The organism is Streptomyces sp. NPDC094143 (assembly GCF_040303825.1).
Taxonomy (GTDB): Bacteria; Actinomycetota; Actinomycetes; order Streptomycetales; family Streptomycetaceae; genus Streptomyces.
Genome location: NZ_JBEOTZ010000016.1, coordinates 161,033 through 184,329, shown reverse-complemented (window position 1 = coordinate 184,329; position 23,297 = coordinate 161,033). Strand labels below are relative to the sequence as shown.

Annotated in this window: 20 protein-coding genes, 1 rRNA gene, 1 pseudogene and 1 riboswitch; of the genes and pseudogenes, 18 read left to right on the top strand and 4 right to left on the bottom strand. The window is 69.8% G+C overall.

What is annotated here, in order from left to right; genetic code table 11:
* The 11 genes from rrf to ABTZ58_RS21730 all read left to right on the top strand — a co-directional run.
* Window positions 1-95, top strand: a 5S ribosomal RNA gene (rrf, locus tag ABTZ58_RS21780); the annotation flags it as partial.
* 109 nt (window positions 96-204) lie between these two features.
* Entirely contained in the window at window positions 205-813 is a 609-nt protein-coding gene (gene clsA, locus ABTZ58_RS21775; RefSeq protein ID WP_351359010.1) for a cardiolipin synthase ClsA, read from the top strand.
* Window positions 814-928: 115 nt separating this feature from the next.
* Window positions 929-3,424 carry a sugar phosphate nucleotidyltransferase gene (locus ABTZ58_RS21770; protein WP_351359035.1) on the top strand — a complete coding sequence of 832 codons (2,496 nt, stop codon included), beginning with the start codon at window positions 929-931 and terminating at the stop codon, window positions 3,422-3,424.
* A 98-nt stretch (window positions 3,425-3,522) separates the two neighbouring features.
* Complete coding sequence (locus ABTZ58_RS21765; protein ID WP_351359007.1) at window positions 3,523-4,437, top strand: DUF881 domain-containing protein; 915 nt, start codon at window positions 3,523-3,525, stop codon at window positions 4,435-4,437.
* On the top strand, window positions 4,434-4,766 hold the full coding sequence (locus ABTZ58_RS21760; RefSeq protein WP_003988855.1) for a small basic family protein: 333 nt from the start codon (window positions 4,434-4,436) through the stop codon (window positions 4,764-4,766). The genes ABTZ58_RS21765 and ABTZ58_RS21760 overlap by 4 nt, the downstream gene beginning before the upstream one ends.
* 5 nt (window positions 4,767-4,771) lie before the next feature.
* Window positions 4,772-5,710 carry a DUF881 domain-containing protein gene (locus ABTZ58_RS21755; protein ID WP_351359004.1) on the top strand — a complete coding sequence of 313 codons (939 nt, stop codon included), beginning with the start codon at window positions 4,772-4,774 and terminating at the stop codon, window positions 5,708-5,710.
* Window positions 5,711-5,771: 61 nt separating this feature from the next.
* A complete protein-coding gene (locus ABTZ58_RS21750; protein ID WP_351359001.1) occupies window positions 5,772-6,728 on the top strand; it encodes a zinc-ribbon and FHA domain-containing protein in 957 nt (318 codons plus the stop codon).
* Window positions 6,729-6,780: 52 nt separating this feature from the next.
* Window positions 6,781-7,518 (top strand): transcriptional regulator FtsR, encoded by a 738-nt coding sequence (gene ftsR / locus ABTZ58_RS21745; RefSeq protein WP_351358998.1) that lies wholly within the window; start codon window positions 6,781-6,783, stop codon window positions 7,516-7,518.
* Between the two features lie 84 nt (window positions 7,519-7,602).
* Window positions 7,603-8,076 (top strand): bifunctional nuclease family protein, encoded by a 474-nt coding sequence (locus ABTZ58_RS21740; protein WP_026253112.1) that lies wholly within the window; start codon window positions 7,603-7,605, stop codon window positions 8,074-8,076.
* A 313-nt stretch (window positions 8,077-8,389) separates the two neighbouring features.
* Window positions 8,390-9,073: a MerR family transcriptional regulator gene (locus tag ABTZ58_RS21735; protein WP_351358995.1), complete on the top strand. Its 684-nt coding sequence runs from the start codon at window positions 8,390-8,392 to the stop codon at window positions 9,071-9,073.
* A 185-nt stretch (window positions 9,074-9,258) separates the two neighbouring features.
* Window positions 9,259-10,752, top strand: a complete 1,494-nt coding sequence (locus tag ABTZ58_RS21730) for a DNA polymerase IV (protein WP_351358992.1) — start codon at window positions 9,259-9,261, stop codon at window positions 10,750-10,752.
* Here ABTZ58_RS21730 and ABTZ58_RS21725 read toward each other — a convergent pair.
* On the bottom strand, window positions 10,707-11,084 hold the full coding sequence (locus ABTZ58_RS21725) for a PRC-barrel domain-containing protein (protein ID WP_351358989.1): 378 nt from the start codon (window positions 11,082-11,084) through the stop codon (window positions 10,707-10,709). The two genes, ABTZ58_RS21730 and ABTZ58_RS21725, sit on opposite strands and share 46 nt — an antisense overlap.
* Before the next feature lie 113 nt (window positions 11,085-11,197).
* Window positions 11,198-11,293, top strand: a riboswitch (glycine riboswitch).
* 174 nt (window positions 11,294-11,467) lie between these two features.
* Here ABTZ58_RS21725 and gcvP point away from each other — a divergent pair.
* From gcvP to ABTZ58_RS21690, 7 genes and pseudogenes are all read left to right on the top strand, one after another.
* On the top strand, window positions 11,468-14,353 hold the full coding sequence (gene gcvP / locus ABTZ58_RS21720) for an aminomethyl-transferring glycine dehydrogenase (RefSeq protein ID WP_351358986.1): 2,886 nt from the start codon (window positions 11,468-11,470) through the stop codon (window positions 14,351-14,353).
* A 399-nt stretch (window positions 14,354-14,752) separates the two neighbouring features.
* A complete protein-coding gene (locus ABTZ58_RS21715) occupies window positions 14,753-15,265 on the top strand; it encodes a DUF1707 SHOCT-like domain-containing protein (protein ID WP_351358983.1) in 513 nt (170 codons plus the stop codon).
* Between the two features lie 24 nt (window positions 15,266-15,289).
* Window positions 15,290-15,637: pseudogene (locus ABTZ58_RS21710) on the top strand (amino acid transporter); the annotation flags it as partial.
* A gap of 526 nt (window positions 15,638-16,163) precedes the next feature.
* The gene (locus tag ABTZ58_RS21705) at window positions 16,164-17,456 is read left to right on the top strand and encodes an extracellular solute-binding protein (RefSeq protein ID WP_351359032.1); all 1,293 of its coding nucleotides are present in this window, start codon (window positions 16,164-16,166) and stop codon (window positions 17,454-17,456) included.
* A 6-nt stretch (window positions 17,457-17,462) separates the two neighbouring features.
* Complete coding sequence (locus ABTZ58_RS21700; RefSeq protein WP_351358980.1) at window positions 17,463-18,464, top strand: carbohydrate ABC transporter permease; 1,002 nt, start codon at window positions 17,463-17,465, stop codon at window positions 18,462-18,464.
* Complete coding sequence (locus ABTZ58_RS21695; protein ID WP_309095922.1) at window positions 18,461-19,303, top strand: carbohydrate ABC transporter permease; 843 nt, start codon at window positions 18,461-18,463, stop codon at window positions 19,301-19,303. Before ABTZ58_RS21700 ends, ABTZ58_RS21695 begins: the two co-directional genes overlap by 4 nt.
* 52 nt (window positions 19,304-19,355) lie before the next feature.
* Window positions 19,356-20,420, top strand: coding sequence for an endo-1,4-beta-xylanase (locus tag ABTZ58_RS21690; protein ID WP_351358977.1), 1,065 nt, complete (start codon window positions 19,356-19,358; stop codon window positions 20,418-20,420).
* A 120-nt stretch (window positions 20,421-20,540) separates the two neighbouring features.
* Here ABTZ58_RS21690 and ABTZ58_RS21685 read toward each other — a convergent pair whose 3' ends face one another.
* The 3 genes from ABTZ58_RS21685 to ABTZ58_RS21675 form a co-directional block, all read right to left on the bottom strand.
* Complete coding sequence (locus ABTZ58_RS21685) at window positions 20,541-21,575, bottom strand: LacI family DNA-binding transcriptional regulator (RefSeq protein ID WP_351358974.1); 1,035 nt, start codon at window positions 21,573-21,575, stop codon at window positions 20,541-20,543.
* A 210-nt stretch (window positions 21,576-21,785) separates the two neighbouring features.
* Window positions 21,786-21,992: a DUF5999 family protein gene (locus ABTZ58_RS21680; RefSeq protein WP_351358971.1), complete on the bottom strand. Its 207-nt coding sequence runs from the start codon at window positions 21,990-21,992 to the stop codon at window positions 21,786-21,788.
* A gap of 401 nt (window positions 21,993-22,393) precedes the next feature.
* The gene (locus tag ABTZ58_RS21675) at window positions 22,394-22,978 is read right to left on the bottom strand and encodes a hypothetical protein (RefSeq protein WP_351358968.1); all 585 of its coding nucleotides are present in this window, start codon (window positions 22,976-22,978) and stop codon (window positions 22,394-22,396) included.
* Between the last annotated feature and the right edge of the window lie 319 nt (window positions 22,979-23,297).

The following is a 23,297-nucleotide window of genomic DNA, read 5'->3' as shown; positions in this document are numbered from 1 at the left end:
AAACGCCCGGTTACATTCCGAACCCGGAAGCTAAGCCTTACAGCGCCGATGGTACTGCAGGGGGGACCCTGTGGGAGAGTAGGACGCCGCCGAACTCCTTTTAGAGCTCCGGCTCTTGGGCATCACAGCCCGAGAGCCGGAGCTTTTTTGCGTTGCGGTAAGGTCAGGGAGCATCGTTGGCACGTTTCCCCAGGAGGCACCCGGGTGGAGGTTCAGGAGACTCGCGTCCAGACGGACCGTGTGCTCACCATCCCGAACATCCTCAGCATGGCGCGGCTCGTCGGCGTGCCCCTCTTCCTGTGGCTGATTCTGAGGCCCGAGTTCGGTGGGCCCAAGAGTGACGGCTGGGCTCTCCTGGTACTGGCTCTGAGCGGCATCAGTGACTACCTGGACGGCAAGCTCGCGCGGCGCTGGAACCAGATCAGCAGTCTCGGCCGGCTTCTCGACCCCGCGGCCGACCGGCTCTACATTCTCTCGACATTGGTCGGTCTCACGTGGCGTGAGATTCTGCCCCTGTGGCTGACCGCCGTGCTTCTGGCGAGGGAGCTGGTTCTGCTGGTGATGGTGGGCATCCTCCGCCGGCACGGCTATCCGCCGCCGCAGGTGAACTTCCTGGGGAAGGCCGCCACGTTCAACCTGATGTATGCCTTCCCCCTGCTCCTGCTCAGTGACGGAAGTGGTTGGATCTCGTCACTGGCTGCTATTTTCGGATGGGCGTTCGCCGGATGGGGTACAACGCTGTATTGGTGGGCAGGAGTCCTCTACGTGGTACAAGTCCGCCGCCTGGTCCGTGCGGACGCCAAGACCGATTGAACTCGCGGATTCCTCCGCCCAGCGCGGTGCGATGGCCCGTGGTCGAAAAGTGCGGGAGAATCCTCGCGGGGGAAGTCGGCTAGACCGTCGTCTCTTCGAGGAGGACGCTTCCGACATGAAGGCCGTCGTGATGGCCGGAGGCGAAGGCACACGCCTTCGTCCCATGACCTCAAGCATGCCCAAGCCGCTCCTGCCTGTGGCCAACCGCCCGATCATGGAGCACGTTCTGCGGCTGCTCAAAAGGCATGGGCTCAATGAAACAGTCGTGACTGTCCAGTTCCTGGCCTCGCTCGTCAAGAACTACTTCGGTGACGGCGAAGAGCTCGGAATGGAGCTCACCTATGCCAATGAGGAGAAGCCACTCGGTACCGCCGGAAGCGTCAAGAACGCTGAAGAGGCGCTGAAGGACGATGCCTTCCTCGTCATCTCCGGCGATGCGCTGACTGATTTCGACCTCACCGAGCTGATCAACTTCCACAAGGAAAAGGGTGCGCTGGTCACGGTCTGTCTGACCCGTGTGCCCAATCCCTTGGAGTTCGGCATCACCATCGTCGACGAGGAAGGCAAGGTGGAGCGCTTCCTCGAGAAGCCCACCTGGGGCCAGGTCTTCTCCGACACGGTGAACACCGGCATCTACGTGATGGAGCCCGAGGTCTTCGACTACGTCGACCCGGATGTGCCCGTCGACTGGTCCGGAGATGTCTTCCCGCAGCTTATGAAGGAAGGCAAGCCCGTCTACGGCTACGTGGCCGAGGGCTACTGGGAGGACGTCGGCACGCACGAGAGCTACGTGAAGGCGCAGGCCGACGTGCTCGAGGGCAAGGTCGACGTCGACATCGACGGATTCGAGATCTCGCCCGGTGTGTGGGTGGCCGAGGGTGCCGAGGTGCACCCGGACGCCGTGCTGCGCGGGCCCGTCTATATCGGCGACTACGCCAAGGTCGAAGCCGGCGCCGAAATCCGTGAGCACACCGTCGTGGGCTCCAATGTCGTCGTCAAGAGCGGCGCCTTCCTGCACAAGGCCGTCGTTCACGACAACGTCTACGTGGGCCCCCACAGCAATCTGCGCGGCTGCGTGGTCGGAAAGAACACCGACATCATGCGCGCGGCCCGGATCGAGGACGGGGCGGTCATCGGTGATGAGTGCCTGATCGGTGAAGAATCGATCGTGCAGGGCAATGTGCGGGTCTACCCGTTCAAGACCATCGAGGCCGGTGCCTTCGTCAACACCTCGGTGATCTGGGAATCCAGAGGGCAGGCGCACCTCTTCGGTGCTCGAGGTGTCTCCGGAATCCTGAACGTCGAGATCACGCCGGAACTCGCCGTGCGTCTCGCAGGCGCCTACGCCACGACGCTGAAGAAGGGGTCGACCGTCACCACGGCCCGGGACCACTCGCGTGGTGCCCGCGCGCTGAAACGGGCGGTGATCTCCGCGCTGCAGGCCAGCGCCATCGACGTACGGGACCTGGAGAACGTGCCGCTGCCCGTGGCGCGCCAGCAGACCGCGCGAGGCAGTGCCGGCGGAATCATGATCCGTACGACGCCCGGGGTGCCGGACTCCGTGGACATCATGTTCTTCGACGGGCAGGGCGCCGACCTGTCGCAGGGAAGCCAGCGGAAGCTGGACCGGGTGTTCGCGCGGCAGGAGTACCGTCGTGCCTTCCCCGGCGAGATCGGTGACCTGCACTTCCCTGCCAGCGTCTTCGATTCGTACACGGGGTCGCTGCTGCGGAACGTGGACACGACCGGGATCGCGGAGTCCGGGCTCAAAGTCGTCGTCGACGCGTCCAACGGAAGCGCCGGTCTCGTGCTGCCTAGCCTGCTCGGCAAGCTCGGCGTCGACTCGCTGACGATCAACCCGGGCCTCGACGAGTCCCGGCCGACCGAGACGGCCGATATCCGGCGGTCGGGCATGGTGCGGCTCGGGGAGATCGTGGCGTCCTCGGGAGCCGCGTTCGGCGTGCGGTTCGACCCCGTCGGTGAGCGGCTCTCCCTTGTGGACGAGAAGGGCCGGATCATCGAGGACGACCGGGCGCTGCTGGTCATGCTGGACCTGGTCGCCGCCGAGCGGCGCAGTGGCCGGGTCGCCCTGCCGGTGACCACGACCCGGATCGCCGAACAGGTGGCGGCGTACCACGGGACCCAGGTCGAGTGGACGACGACCTCTCCCGACGACCTCACGCGCGTGGGCGGTGAGGAAGGGACGATCTTCGGCGGTGACGGCAAGGGCGGCTTCATCGTCCCCGAGTTCAGCAGCGTCTACGACGCGACGGCGGCTTTCGTGCGGCTGATCGGGCTGGTGGCGCGGACGCAGCTCACGCTCAGCCAGATCGACGCGCGGATCCCGCGGGCGCACGTGCTGAAGCGGGACCTGGCGACCCCGTGGGCCGTCAAGGGGCTCGTGATGCGGCGGGTCGTCGAGGCGGCCGGTGACCGCTTCGTGGACACCACGGACGGTGTGCGGGTGGTGGAGACCGACGGCCGCTGGGTGATGGTGCTGCCCGACCCGGCCGAGGCCGTCACCCACCTGTGGGCCGAGGGGCCGGACGACGCCTCCGCGCAGGCCCTGCTGGACGAGTGGTCGGCTGTCGTGGACAGCGCCGGACGGTAATACCGCCTGCACGCGTGCGTGCCGGACAAGTGTCCCCAACGGGGCCTGTCCGGCACGCCGGTGGGGCCGTTCGGAGGTAGTGGCCGCGACGTGCGACGATGTGCGGCATGCCGCAGCAACCCCCCATTCGCAGCACACCCTCGCGGCCCCGGCGCCCGGATGCGTCCATGTCGTTGATCACCAACGTCATGGACCACAGCCTGGACGACGGCTACGCCGAGGCCGCCGCGCGCAAGAAGGCCGCGGGCGACGGCGGCATGCCGAAGACTCTCCGGGCGAAGCTGGGGCTTGCGGCCGGCCTGGTGCTCGCGGCCCTCGTCGTGACCGTGGGAGCGGCTCAGGCGCGGGTCGCCGCTCCCGTCGTCGCCAAGGAGCGCGAGGAGCTGATCGACCGGATCGACCGGGAGACCGAGGCGGCGGACAAGCTGGAGGACACGGTCGACGAGCTGCGCGAGGACGTCAGTGCGCGCCAGCGCGAGGCGCTGAAGCACAGCGGCGGAAGCGCTCAGTCTGAGCTCGTCGGCATCCTCTCGGGCTCCGTCGCGGTGCACGGCCCCGGCGTGAAACTCGTGGTGAACGACGCCGAGGAAGCCGGCACGGGCGGTGACGGTGACCCGCGTGGCAGCTCCGGGTTCTCCGACACCGGCCGGGTGCGCGACCGGGACATGCAGCGAGTGGTGAACGGGCTGTGGGAGTCGGGGGCCGAGGCGATCTCCATCAACGGGCAGCGGCTGACGGCGCTGTCCGCGATCAGGGCCGCGGGAGACGCGATACTGGTCGACAACAAGCCGCTGGTGCCGCCGTACACGGTGCTCGCGGTGGGGGACGGGCAGCGGCTGAGCACACGGTTCCAGGACAGCGCGGACGGGTTGTACCTGGCCGCGCTGCAGGAGAGCTACGGCATCAGGACAGGCATCTCCGTCGAGGACGACCTCCGGCTGCCTGCCGCGCCGAGTGTGATCGTACGAACAGCACAGCCGAGCACTGAGAAGAGCGAGAAGGGCACATCGTGATCGCCGTACTGGGCCTCGTCGTGGGAGTCGTGGCCGGCCTGTTGGTCCGGCCTGAGGTTCCGGCGGTGGTCGAGCCGTATCTGCCGATCGCCGTCGTAGCGGCTCTGGACGCAGTCTTCGGGGGTCTGCGGGCCATGCTCGACGGGATCTTCGACGACAAGGTCTTCGTGGTGTCGTTCCTGTCGAACGTGGTGGTGGCCGCGCTGATCGTGTTCCTGGGCGACAAGTTGGGCGTCGGGGCCCAGCTGTCCACGGGTGTGGTGGTCGTGCTCGGCATCCGGATCTTCTCCAACGCCGCGGCGATCCGCCGGCACGTGTTCCGGGCGTGAGGCCGATGAGCGAGCACGACGAGACGCGTCCCGAAGAGCGGGACGACACGCGGGCGGACCGGCCCGAGGGGAGCGGTGACGCCGGGAACAGGCTGCGCAAGGAACTGCCGCAGGAGGTGTCAGCCCCGGTGCCCGCCGCGCGGGCGACCCCGCGCGCCGAGCCCGGGCCCGCATCCGAGTCCGAATCCGCGTCGGTTCCGGAGGCGGAGGCCGAGCCGCGGCTGACCGGCAGGCAGCGCCTGGTGCAGGGGCTGTGGCCGCCGCGTGTCACCCGAGCCCAACTCATCGTCGCGCTGCTGTTGTTCGGCCTCGGTTTCGGTCTGGCCGTGCAGGTGGCGTCGAACAGCGACGGCGACAGTGCCCTGCGCGGTGCGCGGCAGGAGGATCTGGTCCGCATCCTTGATGAACTGGACGACCGTACTCAGCGTCTTGAGGACGAGAAGCAAGGTCTCGAGAAGCAGAGGGACGAGCTGGAGAACAGCTCGGACCAGGCCGAGGAGGCCCGGAAGCAGACGATCGAGAAGGAGCGGCAACTCGGCATCCTGGCGGGCACGGTCGCCGCGCAGGGGCCCGGCATCACCATGACCATCGAGGACACGAAGGGGACGGTCGAGGCGGACATGCTGCTCGACGCGATCCAGGAACTGCGTGCGGCGGGTGCCGAGGCGATCCAGGTGAACGGCGTACGCGTGGTCGCCGGCACGTATCTCGCGGATTCCGGCAAGGGCGTGAGCGTCGACGGGAACAAGATCAACGCGCCCTATCGTTTCAAGGTCATCGGCAAGCCGCAGGACCTCGAGCCGGCGCTCAACATCCCCGGAGGCGTGGTGCAGACTCTCGAGAAGGAACAGGCCACCGTGACCGTCGAGCGATCGACGAAGATCGTCGTGGACGCCTTGCGAGCGGCGAAGCGGCCTGACTACGCTCGGTCGTCCTCGCAGTGAACCGGGGGTGCATGGGCGACGTCCGGCGAGGGCATGAGGTTGCGGGGGGTCGGCGCACCGAATGGGTGGTGCGTGGTGGAAACTGTCTGGTGCAGACGGACGTTGTCAGGATGTCCGGGTCGGCCAGAGTGTTCAGTCAGGGTTCGTCCTGCCCCACGGGCGGGTCTGTTTCGGTCAAGGGGAATCGCCCGTGAAGTTGTTTGCGAAGTTGTTCGGCAAGAGCGCGCGAGAGGGCAGCGACAGCAATGCCACCGCTCGTCATCGCGCACAGCCTGACGCGGAAGGCCAGCGGCCGCTCTTCCGTGACCAGGTCGCTGGTCCGGGTGGTGACATTTCCGGAGGTCAGGGCGCGCCGTCGGTTGACCCTGCGCAGCCCGGCGGCATAGGTTTCGGCCAACCGTCAGCCTCAGGTGCGGGTGGAGGGTTTTCCGACCCGTACGCGTCCCACGCTCCGGGTGAGCAGCCGCGGCAGGAGGATCCGATGTCGGCCCTGGTGTGTACGAGGTGCGGTAACCGCAACGCGGAGAACAGTCGCTTCTGCTCCAACTGCGGCGCGCCGCTGCGGCCCGGCGCGACGCCGGAGCGGCCGTCCGAGACGACCTCCACGATCTCCATCTCCGGTCTCGAGGCCTACGACAGCGAGACCACCGGCCAGACGCCGATGCCCACGCTGTCCCCCGAGGCGCAGGCAGCCGTGGACGCGCTGCCCCTGGGTTCCGCGCTCCTGGTCGTGCGCCGCGGGCCGAACTCGGGCAGCCGCTTCCTCCTCGACGGCGACCTGACCACGGCCGGACGTCACCCCCAGAGCGACATCTTCCTGGACGACGTGACGGTCTCCCGGCGGCACGTGGAGTTCCGCCGCGGCCAGGACGGCTCGTTCACGGTGGCCGACGTGGGCAGTCTGAACGGCACGTACGTCAACCGTGAGCGGATCGACCAGGTCGCCCTGAACAACGGCGACGAGGTGCAGATCGGCAAGTACCGGCTGGTCTTCTACGCGAGCCAGCGGGGCTACTGACCCGCACACGTCCGGGGAGGCCCAGCGAAGGTCCGTCCGTCAGGGAAGGTCCATGCTTCGAACACCGAGCGGCGGTGCCGGACACGGTGCCGCCGCCACGGACAGTGGGCTGATGAGCATCGGCACGGTGCTGAACGTGCTGCGCGACGAGTTCCCCGAGGTCACCATTTCCAAGATCCGTTTCCTGGAGGCGGAGGGGCTCATCGAGCCGCAGCGAACCCCCTCGGGGTATCGCAAGTTCAGCGCCCACGATGTCGAGCGCCTCGGTCACGTCCTGAGGATGCAGCGGGACCACTATCTGCCCCTGAAGGTGATCCGCGAGCATCTGGAGGCCATGGAGCGTGGTGAGGCCGTCCAGCTCCCCGTGATGGGCCGCCAGCGGGACGGCGAACCCGGGTCCGAGGTCCCCGAGGGGCCCACTGCGGCCAGGATCGGGCGTGAGGAGCTGCTCGCCGCGGCCGGCATCGGCGAGCAGGAGCTCAAGGAGTGGGAGTCGTACGGGCTGCTCACTCCACTGGAGGACGGGGCGTACGACGCCGAGGCGGTCCAGGTGGCCTCACTCGTCGTCGAACTCGGGCGGTTCGGGATCGAGCCGCGGCATCTGCGGGCGATGAAGGCCGCAGCCGACCGGGAGGCCGGGCTCGTGGACCAGGTGGTGGCCCCGCTCAAGCGGCACCGGAACCCGCAGACCAGGGCTCACGCGGAGGCGCGCACGAAGGAGCTGGCGGGGCTCACGGTGCGGCTGCACGCCGCGCTGGTACAGACGGCACTCGGGGTACGGCTGCCCTGAGCGGCGGGCCGCGCGGGGGCCGGATCAGGTGCCCGATCCCGGCCCGACTACCCAAACATCCCGAGCACGGCCTAGGGTTACTGTGTGAACGAGCTCGATGTCGTAGGTGTCCGGGTCGAAATGCCCTCCAACCAACCGATCGTGCTGCTGCGTGAAGTGGGAGGCGACCGTTACCTTCCCATCTGGATCGGACCGGGGGAGGCGACGGCGATCGCCTTCGCCCAGCAGGGCATGGCTCCCGCGCGGCCGCTGACCCACGATCTGTTCAAGGACGTGCTGGAGGCCGTCGGCCAGGAGCTCACAGAAGTGCGCATCACGGACCTGCGTGAGGGCGTCTTCTACGCGGAGCTGGTTTTCGCCAGCGGTGTCGAGGTGAGCGCCCGCCCGTCCGACGCCATAGCGCTCGCGCTGCGCACCGGGACGCCGATCTACGGCAGCGACACGGTGCTCGATGACGCCGGTATCGCGATCCCGGACGAGCAGGAGGACGAGGTGGAGAAGTTCCGCGAGTTCCTCGACCAGATCTCTCCGGAGGACTTCGGCACCAGCAGCCAGTGAGCCTCCCTGTCCGAAGCGGACCGGGAGGCAGGAGTTGCAGCAGTCGGTGAGCGGAGGGGCGGCCCGGCGGACGATGTGGTCCGCGGCAGGGTCGCCCGACGCGTTGTGGCGGGTGAAATGCCCGCATGTGCCAGTGGCGAGTGAGAGCGTCACACGGTCCGCGCCGAGCTCATTCGGCTAGCCTTTCCCCGCGGTGGGGCACGGGAAACCACTCTTAGGGTGATTATCACTCGGCGTGGCGAGTGTGGCGATCGTTGACGCACCCCTGGTGACTGCCTACCGTCGAGAAGGCAGGTCAAGGACGGAGGTCGGCGTGAGAAGCAGCGGCGACGGTACGGCTGGGGGCGGCCCCGAGCGCAGTCTCAGGGCGAGCGGTCCGTACCCTCCCCCCGGCTCACGGCTCCGCGCGAGCGGGGGATGCCCCCAGCCCGGCGACGCGACCGATCACGCTCCGCAGCGACCGACGGCCGTGCCGAGCAGCGGAGGGACGACGTCCATGGCGTCCGAGCAGATCGGCTATCGCGGCCCGACGGCCTGTGCGGCCGCCGGTATCACCTACCGGCAGTTGGACTACTGGGCCCGCACGGGTCTCGTCGAGCCGAGCGTGCGCCCGGCCTACGGGTCCGGGACGCAGCGGCTGTACAGCTTCCGCGACGTGGTCGTCCTGAAGATCGTCAAGCGGTTCCTGGACACCGGGGTGTCGTTGCAGAACATCCGCACGACCGTGCAGCACCTCAGGGAACGCGGTTTCCGCGACCTGGAGCGGATGACGCTCATGAGTGACGGCGCCACGGTCTACGAGTGCACCTCGCCGGACGAGGTCCACGCCCTGCTGCAAGGGGGGCAGGGGGTCTTCGGCATCGCCGTCGGCGTGGTGTGGCGCGACGTCGAGAGCGCGCTGTCCCAGCTGCACGGGGAGCGGATCGACACCGGCGAGACGCTGGTCGGGCCCAACCCGGCGGACGAGCTGGCGCGACGGCGGAACCGGGCCGTATGAGCCGCCGCTGAGGCGGTGCTCCGGGTGGTCGCAGGAGGCGGGACGTTTCCTCAGCGGTCGCACCGGCCGGGTCCGTCGCACCGGCCGGGTCCGTCGTGCTGGGCGCAAGCGGTTGCTCCCCGGGGTGATTGCGGGACGGGGCGGTCGACGGGGCATTGTCAGTGGCGTAGGGCAGCATCGGAGTTGTGAGAACCGCGCCCACGATCCTGCATCTCGACATGGATGCCTTCTTCGCCTCGGTGGAGCAGGCGTCCAAGCCGAGTCTGCGCGGGAAGGCCGTGGTCGTGGGTGGACTCGGGCCGCGGGGTGTGGTGGCCACGGCGTCGTACGAGGCGCGGGTCTTCGGGGTGCATTCGGCGATGCCCATGGGGCAGGCCAGGCGGCTCGCGCCCAACGCCGCGTACCTCGTGCCGCGCTTCGGGCTCTACAAGGCGATCAGCGAGCGCGTCATGGAGCTGCTGAGGGCGTTGTCGCCACTCGTGGAGCCGTTGAGTCTGGACGAGGCGTTCGTGGATTTGGAGGCCGGCGGAGTGGCCTGGGACGAGGAGTCCGCCCGGCTGGTCGGGACGCGGCTGCGCGCCGACATACGCGCGGTCACCGGACTCACGGGGTCGGTCGGGCTCGCCGCCTCCAAGATGCTCGCGAAGATCGCGTCGGAGCAGGCCAAACCCGACGGACTGGTGGTGATCGAGCCGGGCACCGAGCGGGCGATGCTCGGGCCGATGTCGGTGCGAACCCTGCCCGGAGTCGGACCGGCGACGGGCGACCATCTGCGGCGCGCCGGGATCACCACCGTCGAGGAGATCGTCGAGGCGGGAGAGGACGAACTGGTCCGGCTGCTGGGCAAGGCCCACGGGCACGGGCTCTACGCGATGGCCCTGGCGCGGGACGACCGGCCCGTGGTGGCGGAGCGGGAGGCGAAGTCCGTCTCCGTGGAGGACACGTACGACGTGGACATCCACGACCGGGTGCGGGTCGGGCTGGAGGTGCAGCGGCTGGCCGACCGGTGCGTACGGCGCCTGCGCGGGGCCGGTCTCTCCGGGCGGACCATCGTGCTGAAGGTGCGGCGGTACGACTTCTCGACGCTCACCCGGTCGGAGACGTTGCGGGGGCCGACGGACGACCCCGGGGTGATCGGGGAAGCCGCGGCCAGGCTGCTGGACTCGGTGGACACCACGGGCGGGGTGCGGCTGCTCGGGGTCGGGGTCAGCGGACTCGCCGACTACACGCAGGAGGACCTGTTCGCGCAGGCCGCGGGGGAGCGGGCGGTGGCCGAGGGGCCGGTCGAGGAGCACGCCGTGGCGCAGGCCGAGGAGCAGCCGTCGCGCGCCGAGCGGCGCTGGCCCGCCGGGCATGACGTGCGGCACGCCGAGTTCGGGCACGGATGGGTGCAGGGCAGTGGCCTGGGGAGGGTCACCGTGCGCTTCGAGACGCCCGGCTCGGCGCCCGGCAGGGTGCGGACCTTCCGGGTGGACGATCCCGCGCTGGAACCGGCGGATCCGTTGCCGCTGGTGTTACGAAGACCCGAGGAGCCGGGGGACGGAGCCGTCGGCCCTGTCGGCCCTGTCGGGCCTGTCGGCCCTGTCGGCCTTGTCGGGCCCGTGAGTACGCCTTCGGGGGACGCGTCAGAGGATCACGTGGTGTGTTCGTCCGAGTCGGCCAGCTTGCCGAACTCGTGATCGGGGAGCGCGGGAGGGGCCGCGATGTCCAGGCCGTAGTGGTGGTAGAGCTGGAGTTCCTGCTCGGGGGAGAGGTGGCGGCCCACGCCGAAGTCGGGGGCGTCCTTGATCAGGACGCGTTCGAAAGGGACGTGGAGGGCGCCGTCGATCAGTTCGCTGGGCTCCAGCGGGACGAACGCGTCCCTGCTGAACAGGCCGGTCCGTATGGCTGCCCACTCCGGCTCGCCGGTGGCGTCGTCGAGGTAGACCTCGTCGATCGTGCCGATCCTGGTTCCGTTGCGGTCGAATGCCTTGCGGCCGATCAGGTTGCGCGGATCGATATCGGTACGCACGGGACCTCCACAGGCTCGCAACTCATCCGTAGGCACTACAAAACGGCACAATCGAGGAGGCGGCCACTCGAAGGTTCGTGCGTTGACCGCGCTGGTACGCTGGCAACGGCTGCTGACCCCGTGCGGGAGAGTCCTCCGGACACCACCGGAGGCGCCGAAGGAGCAAATCCTCCCCGGAATCTCTCAGGCACACGTACCGCACGGACGAGGTCACTCTGGAAAGAAGAGCGGGTGTCGGCTTCCGCTCTCACCGACGGTGAAAGCCGGAGGCCTTCGGGCGATCCGGTGAAGCTCTCAGGTTGAGATGACAGAGGGGGAGGCCGTCCGGGTACCCGCGCCGTGGTGCCCCTCGAAGGTCGTGTCAGACCAGGAGGCCTCCGCCCATGACCGCCCATCGCATTCCGCTTTCCGAGCTCGAAGAAGCAGTCCCCTTCGAGCAGCGCCACATCGGCCCCGACCACGAGGCCCGGGCCAAGATGCTCGCGCACGTAGGCTACGGCTCGCTGGACGAGCTCACGGCCGCCGCGGTCCCGGCCGTCATCCAGAGCGCCGAGGCCCTCGACCTGCCGAGCGCCCGCAGCGAGGCCGAGGTCATCGCCGAGCTGCGCTCGCTCGCGGACCGTAACCAGGTCCTCGGTTCCATGATCGGACTCGGCTACTACGGCACGTTCACCCCGCCGGTGATCATGCGCAACGTCATGGAGAACCCGGCCTGGTACACGGCCTACACGCCGTACCAGCCGGAGATCTCGCAGGGGCGGCTGGAGGCCCTGCTCAACTTCCAGACCATGGTCGCCGACCTCACCGGACTGCCGACCTCCGGGGCCTCCCTGCTCGACGAGGGCACCGCGGCGGCCGAGGCCATGGCGCTGTCGCGGCGGATGGGCAAGAACAAGAAGGGCCTGTTCCTCGTCGACGCGGACGCGCTGCCGCAGACCATCGCCGTGATCCAGACCCGGGCCGAGCCGACCGGCGTGGAGGTCGTCGTCGCCGACCTCGGCGACGGCATCCCGGCCGAGTTCGCCGAGCGCGAGATCAACGGCGTACTGATCCAGTACCCGGGCGCCTCGGGTGCCGTGCGGGACATCAAGCCCGTCATCGACCGGGCGCACGAACTCGGGGCGGTCGTCACCGTCGCCGCCGATCTGCTCGCGCTGACGCTGCTGAAGTCGCCCGGTGAGCTCGGCGCGGACATCGCGGTCGGCACGACCCAGCGCTTCGGCGTGCCGATGGGCTTCGGCGGGCCGCACGCCGGCTACATGGCGGTCAAGGAGAAGATGGCGCGCAGCCTGCCCGGGCGGCTCGTCGGCGTCTCCGTGGACGCCGACGGGAACAAGGCCTACCGGCTCGCGCTGCAGACGCGTGAGCAGCACATCCGCCGTGAGAAGGCGACCAGCAACATCTGCACCGCGCAGGTGCTGCTCGCCGTGATGGCCGGCATGTACGCCGTCTACCACGGCCCGGAGGGGCTGAAGGGCATCGCGCGGCGCACCCACCGCTACGCCACGGTTCTCGCCGCCGGGCTCGCGAACGGCGGGGTCGAGGTCGTGCACGGCTCCTTCTTCGACACCGTGACCGTGCGCGTCGCGGGCCGGGCCGCCGAGGTCGTGGCCGCCGCGCGTGACAACGGGGTCAACCTGCGTCTCGTCGACGTCGATCACGTCTCGATCGCCTGCGACGAGACCACCACCCGGGCCCAGCTGCGGGCCGTGTGGGCCGCCTTCGGTGTCGAGGGAGTCATCGAGGCGCTGGACGCAGCCACCGAGGACGGGCTTCCGGCCGGCCTGCTGCGCACCGACGACTACCTGACGCACCCGGTCTTCCACCAGCACCGCTCCGAGACCGCCATGCTGCGCTACCTGCGCCGGCTGGCCGACCGGGACTACGCCCTCGACCGCGGCATGATCCCGCTGGGCTCCTGCACCATGAAGCTCAACGCGACCACGGAGATGGAGCCGGTCACCTGGCCGGAGTTCGGGCAGCTGCACCCCTTCGCGCCCGCCGAGCAGGCCGAGGGCTACCTCACGCTCATCCATGAGCTGGAGGACCGGCTCGCCGAGGTCACCGGGTACGACAAGGTCTCCCTCCAGCCGAACGCCGGGTCGCAGGGCGAGCTGGCCGGTCTGCTCGCCGTCCGTGGGTACCACCGGGCCAACGGGGACGAGCAGCGGACCGTGTGCCTGATCCCGTCGTCCGCGCACGGGACCAACGCCGCCAGCGCGGTGATGGCGGGGATGAAGGTCGTGGTCGTGAAGACCGCCGAGGACGGTGAGATCGACGTCGAGGACCTGCGCGCGAAGATCGAGCAGTACCGCGACGAGCTGGCCGTGCTGATGATCACCTACCCGTCGACCCACGGCGTGTTCGAGGAGCACGTGGCCGACATCTGCGCGCAGGTGCACGAGGCGGGCGGTCAGGTCTACGTCGACGGCGCCAACCTCAACGCGCTGGTCGGGCTCGCCAAGCCGGGGCACTTCGGCGGCGACGTCTCGCACCTGAACCTGCACAAGACCTTCTGCATCCCGCACGGAGGCGGCGGCCCGGGCGTCGGTCCGGTGGCGGTGCGCGAGCACCTCGCGCCGTACCTGCCCAACCACCCGCTGCAGCCCGAGGCGGGCCCGGAGACGGGCGTCGGTCCCATCTCGGCGGCGCCCTGGGGCTCCGCGGGCATCCTCCCGATCTCGTGGGCGTACGTCCGGCTCATGGGCGGCGAAGGGCTGAAGCGGGCCACGCAGGTGGCGGTGCTGAGCGCCAACTACGTCGCCAAGCGGCTGGAGCCGCACTACCCGGTGCTCTACACGGGCCCCGGCGGGCTCGTGGCGCACGAGTGCATCATCGACCTGCGGCCGCTGACCAAGGCGACCGGGGTGAGCGTCGACGACGTCGCCAAGCGGCTCATCGACTACGGCTTCCACGCGCCGACCATGTCGTTCCCGGTGGCCGGGACGCTGATGATCGAGCCGACGGAGTCGGAGGACCTGACCGAGCTGGACCGGTTCTGCGACGCGATGATCGCCATCCGCGCCGAGATCGAGAAGGTCGGTTCCGGTGAGTGGCCCGCCGAGGACAACCCGCTGCGGGGTGCGCCGCACACCGCCGGCGCCCTCGCCGGGGAGTGGGAGCACGCCTACAGCCGTGAGGAGGCCGTCTTCCCGGCCGGGGTCTCGGCCGCCGACAAGTACTGGCCGCCGGTGCGCCGTATCGACCAGGCGTTCGGCGACCGGAACCTGGTCTGCTCGTGCCCGCCGCTGGACGCGTACGAGGGCTGATCTGCCGACAGACGTGCTGGTCCGGCCGACGGGAGGGGCTCCGCGCTGCGGGGTCCCTCCCGTCATGTCGTGGCGAGTGCCAACCAGGCAACCCCGGGTCCCGCGCCGTGGTACCCGCGGTGAGACTGAAGTCGTCGGCGGTCTCGCGGGGGCTTATGGCGGGCGCGTACGGCTCTGTGAGCGTCGTTCGGTGGGCGGGATGTGTGCGTGTCACGGCGTGCGATCCGGGCGGTTGGCCCGATCGGGGGATGGCGACTGGGTGTGACGCGAATAGCGTTAGTGTCACGGGTCGGCAGGGCGCTGTGCCTGTGAGATCGGGGGTGTGTGGTGGTGGGGAAACTCGTGCGCACGGGGGGACCGTCCGAGGTGAGGGCCTCGCACGCGGACCGGGACCGGATCGTGGACGTACTGCGTGTCGCCGCCGGCGACGGACGGCTGACCCTGGAGGAGCTCGACGAGCGCCTGGAGACCGCGCTGTCCGCCCGGACGGTGGGGGAGCTCGCGGTGCTGACGGCGGATCTGCCCGAGGCGGTGGGGGAGAGCGGCTTCGAGGAGGTCGTGCGGATCGAGCAGATGGGTTCCACGACCCGGCGCGGTGACGCATGGGTGGTGCCGCGGCGCATGGAGATCCGGTCGGCCTGGGGTGAGGTGACGCTCGACTTCACCGACGCGGTGATCACGCACGACAGGCTGCACATCGACCTGGACCTGCGTGCCGGGGCCCTCAAACTGGTGACCCGGCCCGGCATCGTGGTGGACACAACCGGGCTAGTGACGAACTACTCCGCGGTCAAGGAGCGCCGGCCCGCCGACGCGCCCGTGGTGCTGCGCGTGCGGATCACCGGCGAGGTCGAGTACGGGCAGATAGTCGCTCGCCCGCGGCGGCGGGGCATCGGCAGGCGCTGTCGCTGAGGCGAGCCCAAGGCCAGCCACCCCCTGCTGGGCGCGGTGTTCCTCAAGGGCTTCCTGGAGGCGATCGGCGTCGCGGTCGTGGTCGGCGCCTACCTCGCGTCGAACGCCGTCGTGGTGGTCGTCGGCCTGTACTACCTCGTCACCGCCGGCCATGTGGTCACCGACTGGTCCGGCGCCCTCACCACCCAGCACGGCAACGTCTTCGTCATGATCGGCGTGGCCCTGCTCATCTTCCCGGAACTGGCTCTCGGTCTGTCCGGTTCAGGGACCGGCGTCGCCGTGATGCAGCACGTCAAGGGTGACCCGGACGACACGGAAGCCCGCCCGGTGGGCCGTATCCGCGACACCAAGAGCTGCTCACCGCGGCCGCTCGTGCGCTCCGGTGCGGCCGCCGCTGCTGCCCATGTCGGACAGGCCATCCAGGCGCGCAGGCGACTGGGTGGAGCGGGCTCCGTGAGGCTCGGCGGCTGCTCGGTGGCGGCCATCGACCTGCTCCCGATGTGCGGCTCACCTGGTTCCGGCCGTCACGGGACGGCCGGATCAGCGTAAGCGGAGCGTGATGCCGTGCCCGCGAATGCGGGTGCCGTACGCGTCAAGCTTCTGTTGTAGTCGGCGCCAGGGGTGGTTACCTGATCGAAAACGCCAGTTGAGGCGCGTGCGGCGGCGCCGACGCGCGGGGCGCGGCACGTCGATCGCGGGGTTCGGGGGCGGGCACTGAGCGTGATCACTGAAACCGTAACGTTCGTCATCTCGGCCGAATGTTTCGGCAACCTTCGTCAGTACCCGCGTCGCAGAAAGATTCACCGTGTACAAGGGGTTGCCACCGTTTACCGGCTGTCTCTAGGGTGCGGCATCAACGCAGCTTTCTGGATCTCATTCGAAACTTTCGAGGAGCATGATGGGCGACCCGGCACTGTCCCGCCGCGGCTTCCTGGCGGCCTCCGCCGCGGCCGGTCTGGGAATGACGGCACTGACCGCATGCGGCGGGGACTCGGACGGAGGGTCGTCCGGGACGACAACGATCGAATGGTGGAACATCTCCACCACCGAACCCACCAAGAGCGTCTGGGCCGCTCTCGCCCGCAAGTTCGAGGCGCAGAACCCCACGGTCAAGGTGAAGATCGTCCAACTCGAGAACGACGCCTACAAGTCGAAGATGACGGCCCTGACCTCCTCCGGGAAGCTGCCCGACATCTTCCACACCTGGGGCGGCGGCGTCCTGCGGCAGCAGGTCGACGCAGGGCTGGTCGAGGACCTCACGGACCGCACCAAGCCCTGGGGCGACGCCCTGCTGCCGGTCGCCCGGGAGCCGTACCTGATCGACGACAAGGCCTACGGCGTCCCGTTCGACATCGGCATGATCGGCTTCTGGTACAACAAGGCGCACTTCGAGAAGGCCGGCATCGGCGAGCCCCCGACCACCTGGAGCGGATTCCTCGACGCCGTGCGCAAGCTCAAGTCGGCCCGCATCACGCCCCTCGCCCTGGCCGGCAAGGAGAAGTGGCCCGGCATGTACTACTGGGCGTACCTGGCGATGCGTACCGCCGGCGCCGAGGCGCTGCAGAAGGCCTACGAGGACAAGGACTTCACCGGCGCGCCCTTCGTCGAGGCGGGCGAGCACCTGAGGGAACTCGTCGGCCTCCAGCCGTTCCAGAAGGGCTTCCTCGGCGCGGCCTACTCCAGCCCGACCGGCCAGGCGGCCAGCGTCGGCAACGGCAAGGCCGCCATGGAACTCATGGGCCAGTGGGCCCCCGTGGTCCAGGCCGACGCCGGCAAGGGCCTCGGCAAGGACCTCGGATTTTTCCCGTTCCCCGCGGTCGAGGGCGGTCGGGGGGCCATCACCGAGGTCTTCGGCGGAGGCGGCGGACACGCCCTGCGCCGGGACGCCCCGCAGGCGGCCGTCGACTTCCTGAAGTTCTTCGCCTCGGAGGCCACCGACCGGGAACTGGTCAAGAAGACCGGAGTCCTGCCCGTGGTCCCGGCGGCCGAGAGCGCCATCGCCGACCCCAACATCAAGGCCGTCCAGGCCGAGCTGAAGAAGGCCACCGGCTTCCAGCTCTACCTCGATCAGGCCTACGCGCCCGCCGTGGGCCAGGAGGTCAACGACAGCGTCGCCGCGCTCATATCGGGTTCCAAGTCGCCCGAGCAGGTCGCGCAGTCGGTCACGAAGACCGCGAAGGAAGAGCAGTAGCCGGCGATGACGTCCACGTTCCTGCCGAGCGAGCGGACCGGCCCCGACACCGGCCCACCGTCCCCGGCCCCCGCCGATCGGGCCCGGAGGCGGGCCCGGCGACGCGCCCTGAACTGGCTGACCGCCACCGGCTTCCAGTTGCCCGCCCTGGTGCTGTTCATCGGGCTCGTGCTGCTGCCGATGCTGTTCGCCCTGTACGCCGCGTTCTTCCGGTGGGGCGGCTTCGGCATGCCCTCCGAGTACATCGGCGGCGAGAACTTCACCCGGCTCTTCCAGGACGAGGTGTTCCTGGGCGACCTGTGGCGCTGCCTGGTGCTGGTGGTGCTCTCGCTCGCGTTGCAGCTGCCGTTCGCGCTCGCCATGGCCGTGCTGCTCAACCAGCGGATGCGCGGCCGGGCGGTCTACCGGATGCTGTTCTTCGCCCCGTACGTCCTGTCCGAGGCGATCACCGGCATCCTGTTCGGCATGATCTTCGCCCCGGACGACGGCTTCGCCGACCAGGTCCTCGGCCGGATCGGGCTGGAAGGGCTGGGCGGTGAGTGGTTCGCCGATCCGTCCACGGTCATGGCGACGCTGTTCCTGGTCATGATGTGGAAGTACTTCGGCTTCCACATGATGCTCTACCTGGCCGGGCTCCAGGCCGTCCCCAAAGAGCTGACGGAGGCGGCGCTCATCGACGGGGCCGGTCCGTGGCAGCGCTTCCGCAACGTGACCCTGCCGCTGCTGGCGCCCACCCTGCGCATCAGCGTGTTCCTGTCGGTCATCGGGTCGATCCAGCTCTTCGACCTGGTGTGGGTCACCACCGCGGGCGGTCCGGACCACCACTCCGAGACCATGGCCGTGACCATGTTCCAGTACGGCTTTAAGCGGTACCAGGTCGGCTACGCCAGCGCGATCAGCGTGGCCATGTTCGCCATCAGCCTCGTCTTCGCCCTCGCCTACCAGCGGTTCGTGCTCCGGCGCGACCTCGAAGGAGCCACCACCACCATGCGGGGTGACGGAAAGTGACGGTCAGTCGCAAGACCCGCGGGGGCGGGAGGACCTGGGGCCTGCACGTCGTGCTGGTCGTCATCGGCGCGGTCATGGCCGTGCCCCTGCTCTACGCCGCGCTGTCCGGCTTCAAGTCCACCGACGAACTCTCCCGCAACCCCGTCGGACTGCCCGAGTCGTGGGTGACGTCCAACTACACCGGGATCCTCGCCTCGGGAGATTTCTGGCGGCTGATCGGGAACAGCACGCTGATCGCGGTGGGCACGACCGTGCTCGTCGTCGCGGTCTCGGCGCTGTCGGCCTTCTCCTTCGCGCGGTTCGCCTTCCGGGGCCGGGAGCTGCTGTTCACGCTGTTCACCATGGGGCTGATGTTCCCGTTCGCGGTCGCGGCCCTGCCGCTGTTCCTGCTGCTGCGGTCCCTGGGGCTGCTCGACAACCCGCTCGGCGTGATCCTGCCGCAGGCGGCGTTCGGGCTGCCGATGACCATCATCATCCTGCGCGGCTTCTTCCGGCAGATACCCGGCGAGCTGGAGGAGGCGGCCACGCTCGACGGGTGCGGCCCGCTCGGCTTCTTCTGGCGGGTGCTGCTGCCTATGGCCCGGCCCGCGCTCGGCACCGTCTCGGTGCTGGCCGTCGTCACCAGCTGGAACAACTTCTTCCTGCCCCTGCTGGTGTTCACCGACGCGCAGTGGTGGACGCTGCCGATCGGCGTGCAGCAGTTCCAGGGGCAGTACTCCGCGGACTACGCCAAGGTCTTCGCCTACCTGGTCCTGGCCATGGTCCCCGCCCTCGCCTTCTACTCGGTCGCCGAGCGCCAGCTCGTCGGCGGCCTCACCGCAGGCGCGACGAAGGGCTGACGCGCCGCGGACGTACGGCTCTGTCCACCTACCTGTCGTGAGGAGTCGCACCATGCGCAAGAACCGTCTCGGACTCGCCGGTGCCGTCGCCGTGTTCCTGGTCGCCGCCGGGCTCGGGGCCGGCTCGCCCGCCCAGGCGAGTGACCGGCAGGCGGGTGACCGGCAGCCCACCCTCGCCGACCTCGCCCAGCGCCACGGGCGCTACTTCGGCAGCGCCACCGACAACCCCGAGCTGACCGACGGACCGTACACGGCCCTGCTCGGCAGCGAGTTCGACCAGATCACGCCCGGCAACGGCATGAAGTGGTACGCGACCGAGCCCGAGCAGGGCGTGTTCGACTTCTCCCAGGGCGACCAGATCGTGAACCTCGCCCGGGCCAACCGGCAGAAGGTGCGCGGCCACACCCTGGTCTGGCACAGCCAGTTGCCCGGGTGGCTCACCGAGCGGGAGTGGACCGCCCCGGAGCTGAGGGCCGTGCTGAAGAAGCACATCCAGACGGAGGTACGGCACTACCGCGGCAAGGTCTTCGCCTGGGACGTCGTCAACGAGGCGTTCAACGAGGACGGGACCTACCGCGAGTCGGTGTTCTACAAGACGCTCGGCCCGGGCTACATCGCCGACGCGCTGCGCTGGGCGCACCAGGCCGATCCACGCGTGAAGCTCTACCTCAACGACTACAACATCGAGGGGATCGGCCCGAAGAGCGACGCCTACCACCGGCTGGCCAAGGAACTGAAGGCCCAGGGCGTCCCGCTGCACGGCATCGGCTTCCAGGCCCATCTGGCCCTCCAGTACGGCTATCCCACGACCCTGGAGGACAACCTCCGCCGCTTCTCCCGGCTCGGCCTCGACACCGCCCTCACCGAGGTCGACATCCGGATGCAGCTGCCGGCGACCCAGGAGAAGCTGGACCAGCAGGCCGAGTGGTACCGGGACCTGACCGAGGCGTGCCTGGCCGTGCGGCGCTGCGTGGGCCTCACCCTCTGGGACTACACGGACAAGTACTCGTGGATCCCCGCGTTCTTCCCGGGCGAGGGCGCGGCCCTGCCGTGGGACGAGCAGTTGCAGCCGAAGCCGGCGTACTTCGCGCTGCGGGAGGCGCTGGCACGGAGGTAGCGGGGAGAGCCGGGCCGTGGTGCGCCCGCCGGGAGCGGCGGGCGCCGCGGGCCGGTCCCGGCCTCGCTCGGGTGCCGCCCGGGATGCGCGAGCCAAAGGTTCCCGGTTCGGACGGGTTCGTCAGTGCCGGTCCGGCGGCGGGGCCGTGCTCGATCTGATCACCAGGTCGGTGCCCAGCTCCACCCGGGGTGCGCCCGGTTCCTCGTCGCGGGCGAGGCGGAGCACCGTACGGGCGGCCAGTCGGCCCATGTCCTCCAGGGGCTGGCGGATCGTCGTCAGCGGCGGGGCCGACCAGCGGACCTCCGGGAGGTCGTCGAAGCCCACCACGCTCATGTCCTGCGGCACCCGCAACCCGCGCCGGCGCAGGGCCTCGATGGCGCCGAGGGCCATCCGGTCGCATGCCGCGAACACCGCCGTCGGCGGCTCGGGCAGGTCGAGCAGGGTGTTGCAGGCGGTGAAGCCGGACTCGGGGCGGAAGTCGCCTGGGACGACGAGGGACTCGTCGGGAGCGATGCCGGCGCCTTCCAGGGCTGCCCGGTAGCCGTCCAGCCGGGCCCGGGAGCACAGCAGTCGCGGCGGCCCGGCGATCAGGCCGATCCGGCGGTGCCCGAGGGACAGCAGGTGCTCGGTGGCCGCCAGGCCGCCCGCCCAGTTCGCGGCGCCGATGGTGGGCGCGTCCAGGGCGGGGGAGCCCGCCGGGTCGACGACCACCAGCGGCACGCCGAGGATCCGCAGTTCCTCGTGGAGCGTCGGCTCCAGCGCCGAGGTGACGAGGACGACGCCGTCGGAAGCCCGGGCCCGAAGGTTGCGCATCCATTCGCGCGCGTCCCCCGACCGGTCGTGGAGGGCCGAGACCACCGTGCCGGCTCCGGCCGCGTGTGCGACCTCCTCGACCCCGCGGATGATCTCCACCGCCCAGGGGCTGTCCAGATTGTTGAAGACCAGGTCGAGCAGGGCCGCCCGGGTGCCCGGGGCCGCGGGGCGCCTGCGGTAGCCGTGCCGGCGCAGCAGGTCCTCGACGCGGGCCCGGGTCTGCGGCGCGACGTCGGAGCGGCCGTTGACCACCCGGGACACGGTCGGCACGGACACGCCGGCCCGCCGGGCGATCTCCGTGATCGTGACTCTGCCCTCGGCGTCGGCCTCACGTGCCGGCACTGCCCCCACCTCCGTCGACGGTGATCGCGCAACTGCCAGAAGTCTTCCGGAGAACGGGCATCCGTGGGAAGTCACGCGGGGCCGGGGACACGGCGTCGCCGCCGGTGACGCGGAGTGACCGGGCCCGGACACGCGTCGGGGCCGGTGCGCAGCGTCTCCTGCGGCCGGCCCCTCATGTCTGCGGGCGGGGTGGCGCCCGCCCCGGCGCCCTCAGGCCGCCGTCATCACCTGGCTGCCCGAGAGCGGGCGGTGCGGGGCGATGACCCTGCCGTCCGGCAGGAGCTCACCGGTGTCCTCGAAGAGCAGCACGCCGTTGCACAGCAGGCTCCAGCCCTGCTCCGGGTGGTGTGCCACGAGTCGGGCGGAGTCCCGGTCGGCGGAGTCGGCGGACGGGCACGGTGTCTGGTGCTGGCACATGGGTGGGATCTTTCGCTTGGTCGTGGCGGACGATGTGAGGGAGTTCGATGAGTCGGTCGTCGTGTCTGTTCCGCGGCTAGAAGCGTCGTTCATGGCCGCCCCCCGTTGTCATGAGTCGTCGGAACCCAGTGTTGCCCCACGGGCATCGATCCGCAGGGATTTCGCCGCACCGCTTCTCACAGGTTCATGACGCATCACCCGCGCGGACGGTTCATCCCAACGGGACTGTCACTTCGGGTGGTTCGCAGTGGCCGGATGGGGCTAGTCCGGTCCGGGCCCGCGTTCTCTGGGGCTCGTACGTGCTATCCGATGCTCGTACGGGCGATCGCATGGACGGGAAAGGCCGACCCCGCCGCCGGGAACGCGGCGACGGGGTCGGCGAGGCAGCTCCGGCGGGCGCTTCAGGCGGGTGAGCCGAGCAGCCGTGTGGGGGTGGCCCGGTGGGTCAGGACCGGCAGGAGCTCCGCGACGCGGTGCGGGCGGTGGGCCGCGATGCCGGGAGGCGCGGGCGCCAGCGGGACGAGCAGGTCGGTGGCGGCGGGGTGGCCGGCGGCACCGTCTGCGGTGCTGTCCTCGTGCAGCCAGAGCGTCAGCATGTAGAGGCTGGGCACGGACAGGAGGCGGGGCTGGTAGGGCTGCGGCATCGTCTCGGCCTGGTGCAGGGCGCGTTCGGTGGAGGTGATGTACGGGCCCTCGAAGAAGTGCGAGAAGGCCCAGCCGTCGGGGGTCAGCCTGGTCTCCGCCGCGGCCACGGCACGGTCGCCGCAGCGGATCAGGAATCGCCATCCGGCCAGCCGGGTGGCGGAGACGCCCTCGGCGGTGACCCGGTCGAGGACGTGGACGGGCAGGGGGAGCTCGGCAGTGACGGGCCCCTGGCTGCGGAGGAGGGCGGGAGTTCGGGCTTCGCGGACCGCTGTGGGAGAGGAGAGCGCAGTCAGGACGGAACGGAGTGCGGGCGCGGGAGCCGGAGGGACATGCAGCGGCATGGTGGGTCGCCTCTCATTCAAAGGCACGGTGGCGCGAGGGCGGGGGCGGACGGCGCTGTCAGCTCACGAGGGTCAGAGAGGCAGGGGCCGGGTCGTGAACGAGAGGGGGTGAGGTCCGCCGAACGTCGCCTCGACGGCAGGACCCGCCGACCGTGGGCGCCAACCTTCTGCCTTGTTCGCGGAGTTTATACGACACGGGTTCGGACTGTGTTTCGCCTAGTCGTTTCCGGTGAGTAGAACAAGGGTACATTCGGTCGGCGATACGCGAGAATTATCCCGATTCCCGGTGGTGGTGTGCGGCGATGACCTCGGCGAATGG